Here is a 331-nt window from a genome sequence, read left to right as displayed (position 1 = left end):
GATGATTGGGGTGAAGTCGTAACAAGGTAGCCGTATCGGAAGGTGCGGCTGGATCACCTCCTTTCTAAGGAAAAATGGAATTCGTTCCATTCACAGATTGTTGATGATTTTGTTGTTCAGTTTTGAGAGAGCAATGCTTTCTTATATGGGCCTATAGCTCAGCTGGTTAGAGCGCACGCCTGATAAGCGTGAGGTCGATGGTTCGAGTCCATTTAGGCCCACCATATAACATAAAGTAAAGATGAAGGGGCCTTAGCTCAGCTGGGAGAGCGCCTGCCTTGCACGCAGGAGGTCAGCGGTTCGATCCCGCTAGGCTCCACCAATTTTTTTT

2 tRNA genes and 1 rRNA gene are annotated in these 331 nt (G+C 48.3%); all 3 read left to right on the top strand.

Annotated features, from left to right (window positions below):
- Positions 1 to 64: ribosomal RNA gene (locus tag M3600_RS28720) — 16S ribosomal RNA — on the top strand; the annotation flags it as partial.
- A gap of 83 nt (positions 65 to 147) precedes the next feature.
- Positions 148 to 224: transfer RNA gene (locus M3600_RS28715), tRNA-Ile, on the top strand.
- Positions 225 to 246: 22 nt separating this feature from the next.
- Positions 247 to 322 (top strand) — tRNA-Ala (locus M3600_RS28710).
- The last annotated feature ends 9 nt before the right edge of the window (positions 323 to 331 follow it).

The sequence above is a fragment of the Niallia sp. MER 6 genome (assembly GCF_023714395.1).
In the GTDB taxonomy this organism is placed as follows: Bacteria; Bacillota; Bacilli; order Bacillales; family Cytobacillaceae; genus Niallia.
The sequence above is the reverse complement of the archived record's forward strand: the minus strand, read 5'-3'. Positions and strand labels throughout refer to the sequence as shown.